The sequence below is a fragment of the Microvirga lenta genome (assembly GCF_020532555.1).
GTDB classification, from domain to species: Bacteria; Pseudomonadota; Alphaproteobacteria; order Rhizobiales; family Beijerinckiaceae; genus Microvirga; species Microvirga lenta.
The window spans coordinates 81,163-99,693 of sequence record NZ_JAJBBR010000014.1 but is presented as its reverse complement, the minus strand read 5'-3'; the positions used below and the strand labels follow the sequence as shown (position 1 = coordinate 99,693).

Genomic DNA, 18,531 nt, shown 5'->3' with positions numbered 1-18,531 from the left:
ACTGTCGCGTCCATGCCCGAAACACCTGTCTTCTCCACCGCCGCGGTTGCCGCACCCCACACCCTCGCCGCCGAGACCGGCCAGACGATCCTCGCCGCCGGCGGAAACGCCGTCGAGGCGATGGTCGCCATGGCGGCCACCATCGCGGTCGTCTATCCGCATATGAACGGATTGGGCGGCGACGGCTTCTGGCTCGTCCGGGAGCCCGGAGGCCGCGTCCATGCCCTGGATGCCTCGGGGCCGGCGGGGGCACTCGCCACGATCAAGCGCTACCGGGACAAGGGCTACGATGCCATTCCCTCGCGCGGCGCCGATTCCGCCCTCACGGTCGCGGGCGCCATCGGCGGCTGGGGCCTGGCGCTCGAACTCGCCAAGGCCCTGGGCGGCCACCTTCCGCTCGATCTCCTGCTCGGGGATGCCATTCGCCATGCCCGCGCCGGCTATCCGGTCTCGGGCTCGGAGGCGCGCTTCAAGACCAGCGAGGAGGCCGCGCTCTACGCCGTTCCCGGTTTCGCCGAAGCCTTCCTGACGGAGGGCAAGCGTACCCCTCCGGGCACGCTGCGGCAGGTGCCGCGGCTCGCGGACACGCTGGAGCAACTCGTCCATGCGGGCCTTGCCGATTTCTACCGGGGCGATATCGGACGGGAGATCGCGGCCGACCTGGAGCGAATCGGCGCACCGATCCTGCGGCGGGATTTCGAGACCTACCGTGCGCGGGTCGTGCAGCCGCTGGAGCTGCGCGTCGGCAATGCGACCGTCTATAATCTCCCGCCGCCCACCCAGGGGCTGACCACCCTGCTCATCCTCGGCATGTTCGAGCGCCTCGGCGCCATCCGGGCGGAGACGCCGGAGCACCATCATGCGCTGATCGAGGCGTCGAAGCGCGCCTTCACCATCGGCGAGAACGTGGTGGCGGATCCGATGAACATGATCCACGATCCGGCGGCCTTCCTGACGCCTTCGGCGCTGGAGAGGGAGGCCGCGGCCATCGACATGCGCCGGGCCGCGCCCTATCCGCTGCCGCGCTCGCCGGAGGGCGACACGATCTGGATGGGGGCCATCGACAAGGACGGGCTGGCGGTCTCCTACATCCAGTCGGTGTTCTGGGCCTTCGGTTCCGGCTGCGTCCTGCCGGCGACGGGCATTCACTGGCACAACCGGGGCTCGGCCTTCTCCCTCAATCCCGCCAGCCATAACGCGCTCGAACCGGGCCGCAAGCCGTTCCACACCCTCAACCCCCCGATGGCGGCCTTCGACGACGGGCGCGTCCTGTCCTTCGGCACCATGGGCGGCGAGACGCAGCCTCAGATCCTGGCCCAGATCTTCACCCGGTACGTCCTGGGCATGGGGCTCGCCGATGCCGTGGACGCCCCGCGCTGGCTTCTCAACAAGGGCAAGGGGACGTCGCCGGCGATCGTAAGGATGGAGGGACGTTTCGATTCCGGCCTCATCCGTGCGCTGTCGGCCCTCGGTCATGAGATCGACGAGAGCCCCGAGCCCTATACGGACAATTTCGGCCACGGAGGCATGCTGGTGAAGCACCCCCGCAACGGCCGGGTGGAGGCCACCCACGACCCCCGCTCCGACGGCGGAGCGCTGGGATTGTAGGGAGGCTCTAGCTCGCGGCGGCTGACGCCCACATGCCGAACAGCAGGCTCAGGCCCAGCACGAGCACGAAGGCCGCCGCCAGAAGCTCGATCCCCGCAATGGCGACCGCGCCGGAGAGGCCGCGGCCGCCCGCGACCCTGAGGGCCAGCGCCTTGGCGAAGACCGCCAGGGCGGCAATCGCCCCGGTGGTGAGCGCGGTGCCGAGCGCCATGGCGAAGGTGGCGGCGATGCCGGCGGCGAAGAGGCCCTGGGAGAGGGCGAAGACCAGCACCACGAGAGCCCCCGCGCAGGGCCGGATTCCGGCGGCGAGGGCGACGCCGGCCATGTCCCGCCAGCGGGTCAGGCGGCGCAGCTCCTCCGGCGGCGGCATGTGCACATGGTCGCACCCGTCGGCCTGCGGTCCGGCGAGAGGGTTCTTCGACAGGGCCAGCACGCCCGTCACCTTGCCGGCCTTGCGCCAGGTGATGGCCGCGCCGAGAAGCGCCACGGCGGCGAAGCTCATCAGCTCGACGCCCTTCGTGACCTCGTTCATGGTGGCGGCCGTGGCCCTGAAGACGAGCGCGATCACGCTCACGAGAAGAATGGCGACCAGGCCCTGGACCAGAGCGGCCGCGAGGCTCAGGCCGAAGCCCTTCCGGAGGGCGCGTTCGTCCGCCACCAGATAGGCCGCGATCACTCCCTTGCCGTGTCCGGGACCGGCGGCATGGAAGACCCCGTAGGCGAAGCCGATGGCCAGGAGCGGCCAGATCGCCGCTCCTTCGCCCTTCAGGGATGCGACCGCCTGCTGCAGGCTTCTGTAGAAGCCGCTCTGAACCTCGAGGATATAGGCGCCGAAGCTGCCCGAGGGCGTGGCCTCGCGCAGGCCCATGCCGAACGGGTTGCGGACGGGCGGCGCCGCTGCGGGCGCCAGCCACCAGGCCAGGACGGCCATAGCGCCGGCGACGATGGCGATGGCTGCCGCCGCAAGGGCGAGGCGCGGCCACAGCCGCGCCCTGTCCGTGGCGGGGAGGGTTGCGGGACTGGCCGTCACGGACATGCGACGATCACCCGGTTGGCGAACTGCACGCCGAAGCTGGAGGCGGCGGTGAGGGTCTCGAAGAAGGATTCCGTGAGGTTCTGCTGCTGGGCGGCCTCGGCGGCCTTGGCCCGGGAGACGTTGGTGGCGCAGCCCTGGGGCGCGCTCGCCAGCTTCACCGCATCATCGCCTTCCGCCAGCGTGAAGGCCACGAAGAAGGTGGGGTCGTAGATCTCCACCGACATGGTCTTGGCGGTCGTCGATGCCTTCAAGGGCAGGAAATAGCTCAGGGTCGCCGCCTCGTCCTGGTAGGTCATGGCATAGTCGCGGGGAGAGGCGAAATCCTGCTTCTTCCCGTTCGCCTTCAGCACGGTGAAATAGTCGAACTCGACCAGGGATTCGGTGTTCTCCTTGGCGAGGTCCCGTAATTCCTCCGCCGTGAGCTTGCCGTCGCCGTTCTTGTCGAGACCCTGGGTCACATAGGCCGAATAGGCCTTGTCGAAGGTCCAGGCATGGCGGACCCCCGTCACCCTTCCCTCCGGATCGTAGATCACCTCCGCCTTGGCGGTCACCCAAACGTGAGGATGGGCGAGGGCGGGCGCGGCCCATATTCCGAGAAGGGCGGCGAGAAGCGAAATGGGACCAAGGCGATGTGTCATGCGTTTATCTCTTATGGCAACGCTGTGAGGAGGCACCGAACCGGCCATCCATCGAGTATGACCCATCATGGTTAATGGAGGCAAAAGAGAGGCCCAGTTGATTGACGTTCTAAACTACATATGTCAGCATTACTGACGTAATCACAAAAGAAGACCGGCCAACCGGCAGCGGGGCGAGGGCTCCAAGGAGGATATCGGCAATGGCCGTAGGTCATGTAGCGCTCCGTGACGTTACTCTCGACGACAAGTACGATCTGACGAAGGACCGTGTCTTCATCACGGGAACCCAGGCCGTGATCCGCATGCTGATGATGCAGCATGAGCGGGACAGGCTGGCGGGATTGAACACGGCAGGTTTCGTGTCCGGCTACCGCGGTTCGCCCATCGGCGGGCTCGACCAGAATCTCTGGCGGGCCAGGAAGTGGCTCGACGCCTCCAACATCGTTTTCCAGCCGGGCCTCAACGAGGAGCTCGCCGCCACGGCGGTCTGGGGCTCGCAGCAGGCCGAGATCCGGGGCGACGGCAAGTATGACGGCGTCTTCGGCCTCTGGTACGGCAAGGGTCCGGGCGTCGACCGCTCGGGCGACGTGTTCCGCCATGCGAACATGGCCGGCTCCTCGAAGCACGGCGGCGTGCTCGCCCTCATGGGCGACGACCACACGGCGGAATCCTCCACGGTCGCCCACCAGTCCGAATTCCACTTCGTCGACGTGATGATCCCGATCCTGAACCCGGCAGGCGTTCAGGAAATCCTCGATTACGGCCTCTACGGCTACGCCATGAGCCGCTTCTGCGGCACCTGGGTCGCCTTCAAGTGCGTGAAGGACAACATCGAATCGACGGCCTCGGTCGACGGCTCCCTCGACCGGGTGAAGATCATCATGCCCGATGACTTCGTCATGCCGCCCGGCGGCCTCAACATCCGCCCGCGCGACGGCGTGCTCGACCAGGAGGCGCGCCTCCAGGACTACAAGCGCGACGCCATGATGGCGTTCGTGCGCGCCAACAATCTCAACCGGATCGTGCTCTCCGGCGGGCGCAGCCCGAAGATCGGCGTCATCACGGTCGGCAAGTCCTATCTCGACGTGCGCCAGGCGATGGACGAGCTCGGCCTCGACGAGGTCAAGGCCAACGACATGGGGCTTCGCCTCTACAAAGTCGCCTGCCCCTGGCCGCTCTCGCAGCGCGAGCTCCTGCAGTTCGCCGACGGCCTCGACCTCATCATCGTGGTCGAGGAGAAGCGCTCCCTCATCGAGGTGCAGGTGCGCGAGGAGCTCTACGGCACGGCGAACCAGCCGCTCTGCATCGGCAAGAAGGACGAGCAGGGCAACTGGCTCTTCCCGGTCAAGGGCGCGCTCGATCCCAACGACATCGCCATCGTCATCGGCGAGCGGCTCCTGAAGTACCACAACAACGACGATCTGCGCGGACGCGTCGCACGCCTGCGCCATGCGCAGGAGGTGCTCGCCATCACCAGCGACGTGGCGACCCGCGTGCCGCATTTCTGCTCCGGCTGCCCGCACAACACCTCCACCAAGGTGCCCGAGGGCATGCGCGCCTATGCGGGCATCGGCTGCCATTACATGGTCCAATGGATGGACCGCTCCACCGACGGCTTCACGCAGATGGGCGGCGAGGGCGCGAACTGGATCGGCGAGGCGCCGTTCTCCAAGCGCGGCCACGTGTTCCAGAATCTCGGCGACGGCACCTACAACCATTCCGGCGTTCTGGCCCTGCGTTGGTCCATCGCGACCAAGACCAACGTCACCTACAAGATCCTCTACAACGACGCCGTCGCCATGACCGGCGGCCAGAAGCACGAGGGCGGCCTCACGGTCGACATGATCGCCCGGCAGGTGCGGGAGGAGGGCGTGGAGCGCATCGCCCTCGTCACCGACGAGCCGGACAAGTATCCGAAGTCGATCCGCTGGCCGTCCGGCATGACGATCCACCATCGCGACGACCTGGACGCGGTGCAGCGCGAGCTCGCCGAGATCCCCGGCGTCACGGTCATGATCTACGACCAGACCTGCGCCTCCGAGAAGCGCCGCCGCCGCAAGCGGGGCGAATTCCCGGATCCGGACAAGCGCGTCATCATCAACGATCTCGTCTGCGAGGCCTGCGGCGATTGCTCGGTGCAGTCGAACTGCGTCGCGGTGCAGCCGGTTCAGACCGAGTTCGGCCGCAAGCGGCAGATCGACCAGTCGAACTGCAACAAGGACTTCTCCTGCGTGAAGGGCTTCTGCCCGTCCTTCGTGACGGTGCACGGCGCCAAGATCAAGAAGGCCGTTCCCGAGACGGTCTCGACCGACGGCATGACGTTCAAGCCGCTGCCCGACCCGGTGATCCCGGCCATCGACCGCACCTTCAACGTCATCGTCACGGGCGTGGGCGGAACGGGCGTCGTGACCATCGGGGCGATTCTCGGCATGGCCGCCCATCTCGAGGGCAAGGGCCTCGGCATGATCGACATGGCGGGCCTCGCCCAGAAGGGCGGCGCGGTCTACAGCCACGTGCGCCTCGCCAACTCGCAGGACGACATCCACTCCATCCGCGTCACCGCGGAGGCGGCCCATCTCGTGCTCGGCTGCGATCTCGTCGTGACCGGCACCAAGAAGGTTCTGGCCTCGGTGAAGAAGGGGCAGACGGCCCTCGTGGTGAACACGGCCGAGGTGATGCCGGGCGAGTTCACCCGCAACGCCGATTTCTCGCTGCCCACGGAGCGTCTGCGGCGCGCGATCACCTCCGCAGCGGGGCCCGAGGGCGTCGCCTTCGTCGATGCGACGGCGATTGCCACGGCGCTTCTCGGCAATGCCATCGCGGCCAATATGTTCACGCTCGGCTACGCCTATCAGACCGGCCATGTGCCGCTAACGGCGGCGGCCATCGAAAAGGCCATCGAGCTGAACGGCGAGGCGGTGAAGATGAACCTCTCCGCCTTCAACTGGGGCCGGCGCGCCGCCGCCGAGCCCGAGGTGGTGGCAAGGCTCATGAACGAGCTGAAGGCGCCGGGCGACGAGTTCACGCTCTCCCAGACCCTGGACGAGGTGATCGACCGCCGCACCGCCTTCCTCGAAGACTACCAGAGCAAGGCCTATGCCCGGCGCTACCGCAACTTCGTCGAGAAGGTGCGTGCGGTCGAGGCGAAGGCCGTTCCGAACGCCACCGCGCTGACCGAGGCGGTGGCCCGTTCGCTGTTCAAGCTCATGTCTTACAAGGACGAGTACGAGGTGGCGCGCCTCTACACGGACGGCCATTTCGAGCGTCAGGTCGCCTCTGCGTTCGAGGGTGAGAACCTCACCTACGAATTCCACCTCGCGCCGCCGCTCTTCGCCCGCAAGGACCCGGTCACCGGCGTTCCGCGCAAGATGAGCTTCGGTCCGTGGATGATGAAGGCCTTCCGGGCGCTCGCGCCGCTGAAGGTCCTGCGCGGCACGCCGCTCGACGTGTTCGGCTACACCCACGAGCGGCGGACAGAGCGCCAGCTGATCCGCGACTTCGAGGCCCTGATCCAGGAGATCCTGGGCAAGCTGACGCCGGAGAACCACGCGACCGCCGTCGGCCTCGCCAACATCCCGCAGAAGATCCGCGGCTTCGGCCACATCAAGGAGCGGAACCTGAAGACGGCAAAGGCCGAGGAGGCGGAACTCCTCGCCCGCTTCCGTCAGCCGGAGCAGCCGCTCCCGATCGCGGCGGAGTAAGTTGCCCACTGTCGTTCCGGAGCCGCATCGCGGCTTCCGGAACGGCCGCCGTGACTAGTCCAGCGGCCAGTCGATGGGCTCCAGCCCCTTTTGCGCGAGCCAGGCATTGGCGCGGCTGAAGGGCCGCGTGCCCCTGAAGTCCCGCAGCCGGTTGAGCGGGGAGGGGTGGCCCGCCTCGATCACGAGGTGCTTGTCCCCGTCGATGAGAGAGACCCGCTTGCGCGCCGGGCCTCCCCAGAGCAGGAAAGCCACGGCCGGCTGGTTGTCGGACACGGCCGTGACCGCCTGATCGACCAGATCCGACCATCCGAATCTCAGATGCGCCCCCGCCTTTCCGGCTTCCACCGTCAGGGCCGTGTTGAGCAGGAGGACGCCCTGCTTCGCCCAGTGGGTGAGATCGCCGGCCTTCGGCATGGGCTGGCCCAGATCCTCGGCCATCTCGGCCAGGATCGTGCGCAGGGAGGCGGGCAGACGCCGCGAACCGCGATAGGAAAAGGCGAGGCCGTGAGCGTCGCCCGGCGTAGGGTAGGGGTCCTGGCCCAGGATCACCGCCTTCACCTCCTCCAGAGGCGTCAGCGTCAGGGCATTGAAGACGGCCTCGGGCGGAGGCAACACCTCGGCTCCGCCCGCGATGGCGTCGTCGACCCGCGCGGCGACCCGCTCCGCAGCGCCGGACGAAAAGAAGGGGAGCCGGCGCCACGCCGCGGTCCTGCCATCGGCGCGAAAGGCCTCGAGAGCCTTGGTGACGGGGCCTGTCATGGGAGCGGTCGCCTTTTCGAAAACGGTGAATTCATGCGCTGGCTAACGGAATGCTTTCCGCGGCTAAGGATCGGTTTTCGGGCGGCGCCGCGACCGCCCGAATACAGGGGCGGTCAAGGCACCGATCCCGTGGCCGGAGGGCGTCGACAGGATGTTACTTCTGTGACACGTTGATGGTCTAGGTTCACCCTTTCCAGATGTGAACCAATCTGATGCGAGGATATTCGACCATGCTGCAAAGCCGCCCCTTCGCCCTGTGGCGCGCCGGCTTCCTGGGCCTCTCCCTGATGATCTCGGGCTCGGCGCTGGCGCAGGAAGCCGTGACGATCCGGTTCGTCCAGACCAACGACATCGATCGCATGGGCCCGGAAAAGGGCCGCGGCGGCTTCGCCCGACTGGCCACGGTGGTGAAGGAGGAGCGCGCCAAGGGCAATGCCTTCTTCCTCCATGCGGGCGACACCATCTCGCCCTCGCTCCTGTCCGGGTTCGACAAGGGCGCCCACGTCATCGACATCCTCAACAAGATCGGCGTCGACGCCATGACGCCGGGCAATCACGAATTCGATCTCGGGCCCGACGCCTTCCGGGCCCGCATGGCCGAGGCGAAGTTCGACGTTCTGGCGACGAACATCATCGACGGCAACGGCCTGCCGAACAACACCAAGCCCGATAAGATCGTGGACGTGCAGGGGGTCAAGGTCGGCTTCTTCGGTCTGACGACCGAGGATACGCCCATCGCCTCCAGCCCCGGCGACATCAAGTTCCGCTCCACCATCGACACGGCCCGGGCCAAGGCCAAGGAGCTGCGCGAGAAGGGCGCCGACATCGTCGTCGCCATCGCCCATACGCCTCTCGAAGTGGACATGATCATCGCCCGCTCGGCCGGCGTGGACGTGATCATCGGCGGTCACGACGAGCACCTCCTCGCCTTCTACGACGGCAAGGTGGCCCTCACGGAGGCCGAGTCCCAGGCCAATTTCGTCGTCGTCACCGAACTCTCGGTGAAGAAGGCCGAGAAGGACGGCAAGACCACCGTCTCCTGGTCGCCCAACTTCCGCATCGTCGACACCGCGACCGTCAAGCCGGATCCGGAGATCGAGGCGGTGGTGAAGGGCTACGAGGACAAGCTCTCCAAGGAGCTCGATGTGGAGATCGGGGTGACCGAAACCCCGCTCGACAGCCGACGGGCGACGGTTCGCGGCGGCGAGGCCGCCATCGGCAATCTCGTCGCCGATGCCATGAGGGCGGCCGTCGGCGCCGACGTGGCCATCACCAATGGCGGCGGCCTGCGCGCGGACAAGCAGTATCAGGCCGGCCAGAAGCTCACCCGGCGCGACCTGCTCTCCGAAATGCCCTTCGGCAACACGACCGTGCTCCTGGAGGTGACGGGCGAGCAGCTCAAGGCGGCATTGGAGAACGGCGTCAGCCAGGTGCGCGAGCTGGGCGGCCGCTTCCCGCAGGTCTCCGGGCTCACCGCCGAGGTCGATCCGAAGGAGCCCGTCGGCAGCCGCGTGAAGTCGGTCAAGGTCAATGGTCAGCCTCTCGACCCGGCCAAGACCTACAAACTCGCCACCAACGACTTCATGGCCCGCGGCGGCGACGGCTACAAGGCGTTCGCCGAAGCCAAGCCGCTGATCGACGCCTCGGCCAGCCAGCTCATGGCGAGCCAGGTGATCGATTACGTCGCGAAGGCCGGAAAGGTGGCGCCCAAGGTCGAGGGACGCGTCGTCCTGCGCTGAGCCACCGTCATGCCTGCCGGGGCTCGCCCTGAGCCCCGGCGCCTCGCGGCGCACCTTTGGTCCAATGTGACTCTGGGGCGCATCGAGTTCGAAACCCGGAAAGGATATGCCCCGGACCGGGTCCGGCTCGCCCAAAGCCTCTCCCGATCCCGGCTTCATACATTCATGGATAATCTCTGCCGTCCCTGATCGGGCGGCATGGCTCCGAGAACCCAGAGCGACCTCCCTTTGCAGGCCACAACGCGTCCGGTTCCCTCAGATTTCGTGAAGAAGCGGCAGCGCCGGTCGGCTTCGCGCGGCCGGTTTTCCGTCATCCTGGGCCTGTTCGGCGTCGCATTCATCTTCCTCACCTTCGGCTACATCGCCTGGGAGCAGCGCAGCCGCCTGCTGCAGCGCCATGAGGAGGATACGAGGAGCAACGCCTTCTTCCTGGCGGACCACGCCGCGCGCCTCTTCGAAGTCACCGATCTGACCCTCAAGCAGACGGCAGCCCTGGTCGAGGACGAGAGCTGGTACACCATCGAGCCTTCGCGGAGGCTGTGGGAGCAGATCCGGGCGATCAAGGAAGCGCTCCCCTACATCGACAACATCTGGCTGAACGACGCGACCGGACGGTTGCGGATGACGTCGGCGCAGTTCCCGACGCCGGAATCCAACGTGGCGGACCGGGATGCGTTCTACGCCCAGTACGCCACGGACAAGGGACTGTTCGTGGGCGAGCCGATCATCGGGCGGGTCACGAAGGAGCCGACCTTCATGGTCAGCCGCCGCCTGCAATACCCGGCGGGCTCCTTCCGCGGCATCGTGTCGGTGACGGTGTCCCTGTCCTATTTCAGCAATTACTGGGGAACGCTGCGCCTGCCGAAGGGAAGCCGGATCACCCTGCTGCGCGGCGACGATTCGAAGGTTCTCGCCCAGTTCCCGGCCCCTAAGGATCTGGCATTCGTCGCCAGCGACAGGGAGGCATTCGAGAACGCGCTCGTCCGCAACAGCCGTGCGGGCACCTACACCTTCCTCAGCGAGGGGAGGGAGCGCATCGGCTCCTATCACCGGGTCGGGGACCTTCCGCTCTACATCCGGGTCAGCATTCCACAGGACGCCTACTGGGCGCCCTGGATCGCGCAGACGCGCCTTTACGGCGCCTTCGCGCTGATCGCCCTCCTGGCGCTTCTGGCGCTGACGGCCCTTGCCTCGCAGCAGTTCCGGGAGCAGGCGGCGAGCGCCGCCTTTCTGGAAAAGGAGGTGGCGGAGCGGACCCGGGACCTCCAGTCGGAGACCAACGCGCTCGAAATCCTCAACCGGACCGGTGCGGCCCTGTCGGCCGAGCTCGACCTCGACCGCGTGGTGCAGAGCATCACGGATGCGGGCGTGGTGCTGACCGGCGCCCAGTTCGGGGCGCTGTTCTACAACGTGGTCGATCCGGGCAACGACCGATATACGCTCTACGCCCTCTCCGGCGCGCCGCGCGAGAAGTTCTCGCAGTTTCCCATGCCGCGCAACACCAAGGTCTTCGGGCCCACCTTCGAAGGGTCCGGCATCGTGCGGTCCGACGACATCACGACGGATCCCCGCTACGGCCAGAACGAACCTCACAAGGGAATGCCCGAGGGGCATCTGCCGGTCAGGAGCTACCTCGCCATTCCGGTGGTCTCGCGCACGGGCGAGGTCTATGGCGGCCTCTTCTTCGGGCACGAGAAGCCGGGCGTCTTCACGGAGCGCGCCGAGCGTCTCATGGTGGGCCTTGCGGCCCAGGCCGCCATCGCCATCGACAACGGCCGCCTGTACCAGGCGGCGCAGCATGAGATCGAGGAGCGCAAGCAGGCCCAGACGCAGCAATCCCTTCTCATCCGCGAACTGCATCACCGGGTGAAGAACACCCTCGCGACCGTTCAGGCGGTGGTCGGCGCCACCGCCCGCTCGACCTCCAACATCGACGAGTTCTACGAGGCCTTCGTCGGCCGCATCATTTCCCTCGCCAACACCCATTCCCTCCTCACCGAGGCGGTGTGGCAGACCGCGTCCCTGCGGGAGATCCTTGAAAAGGAGCTCAGCCCCTACCGGCACGATTCGGGCGAACGCATCGTCCTGGAGGGGCCTGCCGTCGAGCTGCCGTCCGAGGCGGCCGTGCCCATCGGCATGGCGATTCACGAACTGACCACGAACGCCGCGAAATACGGCGCCCTGTCGGTGAGTTCCGGGCGCGTCACGGTGCGCTGGATGTCGGAGCCGCAGGCGGAGGGCGTGCGGTTGAAGCTCTGCTGGACCGAGAGCGGCGGTCCTCCCGTCCAGCCGCCGAAGCGCCAGGGTTTCGGCTCGCGTCTGCTGCACCGGGTGCTCACGACGCAGCTCAATGCCAAGGTCGATATGGAATTCGAGCAGGCCGGGCTGCGGGTGTCCATCGACACCATCCTTAAGGAAGCGACCCTTCTCGATCCGGCCGCGTGACGCCCGAAGATTTCCCATTGCCGTGACACGCCATCACGTTGGCGGAAACAAGCGAAACGATTATCTAGAAATCCTGCAATGAGCGCCGCCGGGTGTCCGGGCCGGCCAAGGGGTGTCCGATGAACGAAACAGTGAAGCTGGCCGATCTCCGGCAGGGCGTGCGCCCGGTGGATCATCCCACCGTCAAAACGGGGCGGGTCGGCGTGCTGCTTCTCAATCTCGGGACGCCCGAGGGGACCAGCTACTGGCCCATGCGGCGCTACCTGAAGGAGTTCCTCTCGGACCGGCGCGTCATCGAAACCCCGCGCCTCCTGTGGTGGCCGATCCTGAACCTGATCATCCTGACGAAGCGCCCCGGCCCCAAGGGCCGCGACTACGCGTCGATCTGGAACAACGAGCGCAACGAAGGCCCCCTCAAGACGATCACCCGAGGCCAGGCCGAGCAGCTCGCGGAGCATCTCAAGGGCATCGCCGGCGACAAGATCACGGTCGACTGGGCCATGCGCTACGGCAAGCCGGAGGTGCGCGAGCGCATTCAGGCCCTGCTCGACCAGGGCTGCGACCGCATTCTCCTCGTGCCGCTCTACCCGCAATACTCGGCCGCCACCTCGGCGACCGCCTGCGATCAGGCCTTCCGGGCCCTGATGGAGATGCGCTGGCAGCCGACCATCCGGGTCTCGCCGCCCTACTACGACGACCCGGCCTATATCGACGCGGTGGTCTCCTCGATGAAGCGGGATCTGGCGAAGCTGCCCTTCGAGCCGGAGGTGATCCTGGTCTCCTTCCACGGCGTGCCGAAGGAGTACCTGCTCAAGGGCGACCCCTACCACTGCCACTGCGTGAAGACCTGGCGCCTGATGCGCGAGGCTTTCGGCTGGCCGGCGGACAAGTTCCGCATGAGCTTCCAGTCCCGCTTCGGCACGGCCGAATGGCTACAGCCCTACACCGACAAGACCGTGCAGGCGCTGGCCGAGAGCGGCGTGAAGCGCATGGCCATCGTGGCGCCGGGCTTCTCGGCCGACTGCCTGGAAACCCTGGAGGAGCTCGACGGCGAGAACCGCGAGATCTTCATGCATCACGGCGGTGAGGAATTCGCCTATCTGCCCTGCCTCAACGACAGCGAGGACGGCATGCGGGTGATCCGACACGTTGTGGAGCGGGAACTGCAGGGCTGGCTCTAGCCCTAGGCGTCGCCGCAGCTTTCGGATAAATCTGGGCTTCGCGCAACAAGGTGGCGTTGCCCGGAGGCCTCATGCCGTTTGGTTTCGATCTTTTCGTGGTGGCCTTCGTGATCGTGGTGATCGTGACGGTCGCCATGGGCGTGAGGACCGTGCCGCAGGGCTATGCCTATACGGTCGAGCGGTTCGGGCGCTACTCGCGAACCCTCGGTCCCGGTCTCGGCCTGATCCTTCCCTATGTCGAGCAGATCGGCAAGAAGGTGAACGTCATGGAGCAGGTGCTCGACGTTCCGAGCCAGGAGGCCTTCACCCGCGACAATGCGGGCGTCACCATCGACGCGGTGGCGTTCTTCCAGGTGCTGGATGCCGCCCGCGCATCCTACGAGGTTTCGAACCTCAATCAGGCTCTCCTCACCCTGACCATGACCAATATCCGCACGGTGGTCGGCTCCATGGACCTCGACGAGCTTCTGTCCCACCGGGACGAGATCAACGAGCGCCTCCTGCGCGTCGTCGATGCGGCCGCGTCGCCCTGGGGCGCCAAGGTCACCCGGGTCGAGATCAAGGATATCGTCCCGCCGGCGGATCTGGCCGGTGCCATGGCGCGGCAGATGAAGGCGGAGCGCGAAAAACGCGCCGCCGTGCTGGAAGCCGAGGGACTTCGTCAGGCCGAGATCCTGCGTGCCGAGGGTGAGAAGCAGTCCCAGATCCTGTCCGCCGAGGGGCGCAAGGAGGCGGCCTTCCGGGACGCCGAGGCCCGGGAGCGTCTGGCCGAAGCCGAGGCCAGGGCGACCGCGATGGTGAGCGAGGCCATCACCCGGGGCGACCTGGCGGCCGCCAACTTCATCGTGGCGGAGAAATACATCGATGCCATTCGCACCCTGGCCTCGGCGCCGAACCAGAAGGTGGTGATCGTTCCCATCGAGGCCGCAGGCCTTGCCGGAACGCTCGGAGGCATTGCGGAACTCACCAGATCGGTCTTCGGCGAGGGAGCGGCCTCCCCGAAACAACCGCGTAGCGTCCCGAGCGTCGCCGGCCCGTCGGAGCGCCCATGATCGCGGATGCCGTCGCCGGGCTCGGAGCCTGGATCTGGATCATCCTCGGGCTCGTCCTGATCGGCCTCGAGCTCCTGCTGCCGGCCAGCTTCTTTATCTGGCTCGGCCTCGCAGCCATCCTGACCGGGCTGCTCGATGCCGCCCTGTCCCTCTCCTGGCAGGCTTGCGCGCTGGTCTTCGCGGCCCTGTCCCTGGCGGCCGCCATCCTGGGGCGGATGATCATGCGTCCCGGCACTCAGCCGGACACGCAGGCGGACCGGCTCAACCAGCGGGGGCAGTCCCTCGTGGGGCAGGTCTTTACGCTGGAGACGCCGATCAAGGGCGGGGAGGGGCGCATCAGGGTCGGCGACAGCTCCTGGCGCGTCACCGGCGCCGACCGGTTCGCGGGCGCAAGGGTGCGCGTCGTCCGGATCGAGGGGACGACGCTCGTGGTGGACGATCCCTGATTGCAGCCGTCTTGAACACATGGCCGGGAAATTGCGAGACCCGGCGCAAGGGCTTGTGTGCTCTTCGAAAATCGTCCCGGTTCGATGACCTTGCGTAACATCCCTTTAAGAATACTGGTCTAGTTCGGCCCACCAGCGGGATGCGCCGTCTTTTGCGGCATAAGGCATCTCATATGGGTGGGCGTAAAACATGAAATTTCTCCGGAATCTCTCGATTCGAACCAAACTCATCGGCGCCTTCGCGTTCCTGGCCCTGCTTCTTGCAGGGCTCGGCGGCCTCGGCCTGCGCGGGCTCCACCAGATCAACAAGCAGACGCACGAGATCGCCGACAACTGGCTCGTGGCCGTGCGGGAAATCGGCGCCCTCAACAACGAAGTGACGACGTTCCGGACTCTCGTCCTCAGGCACGTGATCGCCTCGGCCGACGAGGCGACGGCGATCGAGGGGCAGATCGATAAAAGCCTCAAGACGATTGCGGACGCTGAAGGCGCTTACGCGAAAACCATCGTTCAGGACGAGGATCGGAAGCAGTTCGAACAGTTCGATGCCTTGTGGCAGGCCTACGTGAAGGAAGCCAAGGCGATCCTCGCCCTTTCCAGCAACGGCGAGACCGTCGCGGCGCGCGAGCTCATCTCCGGGAAGGCTGTCCCGCTGGCCCAGCAGATCGACGAGGTTCTGACCAGGCTCGTGAAGTGGAACAGCAGCGAGGCCGATGAAGCCCGGCAGAACGCAGCCAATGTCTATTCCTCGACCTGGAACCTGACGATCGGCGTTCTTGCCGCGGGCCTGGCGCTCGCCGTCGCCCTTGCATTCCTGATCGTGCGCTCCGTGTCGAGCGGGATCTCGTCGGTGGTGGCGCCGATGCGGGCTCTGGCGGCCGGAGATCTCGCCGCCGAGGTGCCGCACCGGGGCGAAAGGAACGAGATCGGCACCATTGCGGATGCGGTCCAGGTGTTCAAGGAGGCGATGATCGCCAAGCGCGAGGCCGACGAGGCGGCGGCGCTCGAAGCCGATGCCAAGATGCGCCGGGCGCAGCGCCTGGACGAGCTCACCAAGCGCTTCGAGGCCAATGTCTCCGCCCTGACGCAAGGGCTTGCCTCCGCCGCCACCGAGATGGAGGTGACCGCCCAGGGCATGACCGGCATCGCCGACCAGACCACCCGCCAGTCCGTGAGCGTGGCCTCGGCCGCCGAGCAGACCTCGGCCAACGTGCAGACGGTGGCGGCCGCCACCGAGGAGATGTCGATCTCGATCCGCGAGATCGCCGCCCAGGTGAACCAGTCGTCGCAGATCGCCGAGCGGGCGGTGCAGGGGGCGCAGCGCACCAACGCCACGGTTCAGGCCCTGGCCGGGACCGCCGAGAAGATCGGCAACGTGATCGCGCTCATCAACACCATTGCGGGCCAGACCAACCTGCTGGCGCTCAACGCCACCATCGAGGCGGCCCGCGCGGGCGAAGCCGGCAAGGGCTTCGCCGTGGTGGCGAGCGAGGTCAAGGAGCTGGCGACCCAGACCTCGAAGGCGACGGACGAGATCGGCAGCCAGATCGCCAGCGTGCAGCAAGCGACCCAGGAGGTGGTGGCGGCGATCCACGAGATCGCGCAGACCATCGGGGAGATGTCGCAGATCTCCACCACCATCGCGGCCGCGATGGAGGAGCAGGGGGCGGCGACGCAGGAGATCTCCCGCAATGTGCAGGAGGCGGCCCGCGGCACCGAGGCGGTGACGGGCAATATCGGCGAGGTGCGTCAGGGCGCGGGCGAGACCGGGGCCGCCGCATCCCAGGTTCTGGGAGCGGCGCAGGAACTGGCGCGCCACTCCGAGGAGCTCGGCCACGAGGTCGCCAGCTTCCTCGCCGGCGTCAAGGCCGCCTGAACCCCACCAATCAGGCATGAAACGCGAGCGGCCGCCGGAGATACCCTCCGGCGGCCGCTCGTATTCCGGAGGCGGGGTTTCTTACGCCGCCCCGGCGCGCAGAAGGTCGAGATAGTGCACGAGGCCGATGGGCCGCCGGTTCTCGACCACGATCAGGGCGGTGATCTTCGAGGTTTCCTGGATTTCGAGCGCCGTCGCGACGAGTTCGTCCGGTGCGATGGTGCGCGGCGTCCGGGTCATGATGTCGGAGACGGGGAGCGTCCGCAGGTCGGGGCGCAGGTTACGGCGCAGGTCGCCGTCCGTGACGATGCCGGCGAGGGTTCCGTCGGCATTGACGACGATCACCGAGCCGAAGCCTTTCCGGCCGATCTCGTCGATGGCCTCGTCCATGCGCGCGTCGATCCCGACGATCGGCAGGCGCTCGTTCTTGTGCATGATGTCGCGGACGAGCTTGAGCCGCGCCCCGAGCTTGCCGCCCGGATGGAAGACCCGGAAATGCTCCGCCGTGAAGCCCCGCTTTTCCAGAAGGGCGATGGCAAGGGCGTCGCCCAGGGCCAGCTGCATGGTGGTGGAGGTGGTGGGCGCCAGCCCGTTGGGGCAGGCCTCCTTCGCCTTGGGCAGGGTCAGGCACAGGTCGGCCGCATGGCCCAGGGTCGAATCGGCGTTCGACGTCAGGGCGATGAGGGGCACCCGGAAGCGCTTGGCATAGCCGATGAGGTCGGCGAGCTCCGCGGTCTCGCCCGACCAGGACAGGGCGATGATCACGTCGTCCGGCTGGACCATGCCGAGGTCCCCGTGGCTGGCTTCGGCCGGATGGACATAGTGCGAGGGGGTGCCGGTGGAGGCGAGGGTGGCCGCGATCTTGCGGGCCACATGGCCCGACTTGCCCATTCCGGAGACGATGATTCGGCCCGGGGCCGCGGCAATCCGGTCGACGGCGGCCGTGAAGACGGGCCCGAGCCCGTCGCCGATGGCGGCCATCAGGATGGTCAGCCCGTCCCGCTCGGTGGCGAGGGTCCGCAGGGCCGATGAGACGGCCTGGTCGGGGGAGGGGTTCGTCGGTTGTGCAAGTGCCATGGCCGCCCTCTAGCACAGAGCGGCGGCCACGCGGAACCCGGAAAACCGGCTTACTTCTGTCGCAGGAACGCCTCGAGCTCCTGGCGAAAGGCGGGGCCGAGGTCCTCGCGCTCTAGGGCATAGGCCACGTTCGCCATCAGGAAGCCCACCTTCGAGCCGGTGTCGTAGGTGCGGCCCTGATACTTCATGCCGTAGAATTTCTGGTCCTTCATCAGGCGGATCATGGAATCCGTGAGCTGGATCTCGTTGCCGGCGCCGCGCTGCTGGTTGGACAAAAGATCGAAGATCTCGGGCTGGAGGATGTAGCGGCCGGAGATGATGTAGTTGGAGGGCGCGCTGCCCTTCGGGGGCTTTTCCACCATGCCGGTGATCTCGAAGGTCTGGCCGAATTCCTCGCCCACGGACACGATGCCGTATTGATGGGTCTGGTCCTCGGGGACCTCCTCGACCGCGATGACGTTGCCGCCATGCCTGTCGTAGGCGGCGATCATCTGTTCCATGGAGCCCCGGCTCAGCATGTCGGGGAGGAGAACCGCGAAGGGCTCGTCGCCCACGAGATCCCGGGCGCACCAAACCGCGTGGCCGAGCCCGAGGGGCTCCTGCTGGCGGGTGAAGCTGGTCTGGCCCGCCTGCGGCTGGTCCCTCATCAGGGATTCGAGCTCCTTCGTCTTGTTCCGCTCCGCCAGGGTGCGGTTCAATTCGTAGGCGATGTCGAAATGGTCCTCGATCACCGCCTTGTTGCGGCCGGTGACGAAGATGAAATGCTCGATTCCGGCGGCACGGGCCTCGTCCACCACATGCTGGACCACGGGACGGTCGACGACGCAGAGCATCTCCTTGGGAACGGCCTTGGTGGCCGGAAGAAACCGGGTCCCGAGACCGGCGACAGGAAGGACTGCTTTGCGGATGCGCTTCATTGAGGGAGCCATGGTGAGCAGGAACTTTGGATACTGAAGGAAGGTGGGGATGCAGA

General features: G+C 66.9%; 13 protein-coding genes. 8 read left to right on the top strand and 5 right to left on the bottom strand.

Annotated features, from left to right (window positions below):
• Positions 1-12: 12 nt before the first annotated feature.
• Positions 13-1,608 (top strand): gamma-glutamyltransferase family protein, encoded by a 1,596-nt coding sequence (locus tag LGR44_RS19200; protein ID WP_226742323.1) that lies wholly within the window; start codon positions 13-15, stop codon positions 1,606-1,608.
• A 7-nt stretch (positions 1,609-1,615) separates the two neighbouring features.
• Here LGR44_RS19200 and LGR44_RS19195 read toward each other — a convergent pair whose 3' ends face one another.
• Both LGR44_RS19195 and LGR44_RS19190 read right to left on the bottom strand, forming a co-directional pair.
• The gene (locus tag LGR44_RS19195) at positions 1,616-2,644 is read right to left on the bottom strand and encodes a nickel/cobalt transporter (protein ID WP_226742322.1); all 1,029 of its coding nucleotides are present in this window, start codon (positions 2,642-2,644) and stop codon (positions 1,616-1,618) included.
• A complete protein-coding gene (locus LGR44_RS19190) occupies positions 2,635-3,282 on the bottom strand; it encodes a DUF1007 family protein (RefSeq protein WP_226742321.1) in 648 nt (215 codons plus the stop codon). Before LGR44_RS19190 ends, LGR44_RS19195 begins: the two co-directional genes overlap by 10 nt.
• A gap of 200 nt (positions 3,283-3,482) precedes the next feature.
• Here LGR44_RS19190 and LGR44_RS19185 point away from each other — a divergent pair, with 200 nt between their 5' ends.
• Entirely contained in the window at positions 3,483-6,983 is a 3,501-nt protein-coding gene (locus LGR44_RS19185; RefSeq protein ID WP_226742320.1) for an indolepyruvate ferredoxin oxidoreductase family protein, read from the top strand.
• 54 nt (positions 6,984-7,037) lie between these two features.
• On the opposite strand, the gene ung is transcribed toward LGR44_RS19185, so the two are convergent.
• A complete protein-coding gene (gene ung / locus LGR44_RS19180; RefSeq protein WP_226742319.1) occupies positions 7,038-7,742 on the bottom strand; it encodes a uracil-DNA glycosylase in 705 nt (234 codons plus the stop codon).
• 230 nt (positions 7,743-7,972) lie between these two features.
• On the opposite strand from ung, the gene LGR44_RS19175 reads away from it, so the two are divergent.
• The 6 genes from LGR44_RS19175 (at position 7,973) to LGR44_RS19150 (ending at position 16,481) form a co-directional block, all read left to right on the top strand.
• A complete protein-coding gene (locus tag LGR44_RS19175; protein ID WP_226742318.1) occupies positions 7,973-9,481 on the top strand; it encodes a bifunctional metallophosphatase/5'-nucleotidase in 1,509 nt (502 codons plus the stop codon).
• A gap of 264 nt (positions 9,482-9,745) precedes the next feature.
• Positions 9,746-11,926: a sensor histidine kinase gene (locus LGR44_RS19170; protein WP_226742317.1), complete on the top strand. Its 2,181-nt coding sequence runs from the start codon at positions 9,746-9,748 to the stop codon at positions 11,924-11,926.
• Between the two features lie 119 nt (positions 11,927-12,045).
• Positions 12,046-13,107, top strand: coding sequence for a ferrochelatase (gene hemH / locus LGR44_RS19165; protein ID WP_226742316.1), 1,062 nt, complete (start codon positions 12,046-12,048; stop codon positions 13,105-13,107).
• A 71-nt stretch (positions 13,108-13,178) separates the two neighbouring features.
• A complete protein-coding gene (locus tag LGR44_RS19160; protein ID WP_226742315.1) occupies positions 13,179-14,159 on the top strand; it encodes an SPFH domain-containing protein in 981 nt (326 codons plus the stop codon).
• Positions 14,156-14,605 (top strand): NfeD family protein, encoded by a 450-nt coding sequence (locus tag LGR44_RS19155; RefSeq protein WP_226742314.1) that lies wholly within the window; start codon positions 14,156-14,158, stop codon positions 14,603-14,605. Before LGR44_RS19160 ends, LGR44_RS19155 begins: the two co-directional genes overlap by 4 nt.
• A gap of 190 nt (positions 14,606-14,795) precedes the next feature.
• Positions 14,796-16,481, top strand: coding sequence for a methyl-accepting chemotaxis protein (locus tag LGR44_RS19150; protein ID WP_226742313.1), 1,686 nt, complete (start codon positions 14,796-14,798; stop codon positions 16,479-16,481).
• Positions 16,482-16,562: 81 nt separating this feature from the next.
• Here LGR44_RS19150 and LGR44_RS19145 read toward each other — a convergent pair whose 3' ends face one another.
• Complete coding sequence (locus LGR44_RS19145) at positions 16,563-17,558, bottom strand: KpsF/GutQ family sugar-phosphate isomerase (RefSeq protein ID WP_226742312.1); 996 nt, start codon at positions 17,556-17,558, stop codon at positions 16,563-16,565.
• A gap of 50 nt (positions 17,559-17,608) precedes the next feature.
• Positions 17,609-18,475: a UTP--glucose-1-phosphate uridylyltransferase GalU gene (galU, locus tag LGR44_RS19140; protein WP_226742311.1), complete on the bottom strand. Its 867-nt coding sequence runs from the start codon at positions 18,473-18,475 to the stop codon at positions 17,609-17,611.
• Positions 18,476-18,531: the final 56 nt, after the last annotated feature.